The sequence below is a fragment of the Bacillus sp. HY001 genome (assembly GCF_007558965.1).
GTDB classification, from domain to species: Bacteria; Bacillota; Bacilli; order Bacillales; family Bacillaceae_G; genus Bacillus_A; species Bacillus_A mobilis.
On the sequence record NZ_VLTE01000127.1, the window covers coordinates 1 to 243 of the forward strand.

A 243-nucleotide genomic window follows, 5' to 3' on the forward strand; every position below is an offset into this window, starting at 1 on the left:
AGGAGAATGCTGGTGGAACACGCTACGATTCAGAAGAACAAATCTTTCATTAAAGGAGTTACATTCTGATGATATTGGCGAAGAAAGTCAGACTGATTCCAACGCCTGAACAAGAACAAGTGCTTAGAAACCATGCTGGAGCTGCAAGATTTGCTTATAACTATTGTAAAAGAATGAGTGATAGATACTATAAGCTATTTGGAAAATCTGTTTCACAGTTAGCTTTACAGAAACGATTTACAA

Annotated in this window: 1 protein-coding gene; it reads left to right on the forward strand. The window is 36.6% G+C overall.

Translation table 11 applies throughout. The features are described 5' to 3' along the window. Positions 1–68: 68 nt before the first annotated feature. A partial coding sequence (locus FOT98_RS28870; RefSeq protein ID WP_186292142.1) for a helix-turn-helix domain-containing protein occupies positions 69–243 on the forward strand: 175 nt, incomplete at its 3' end.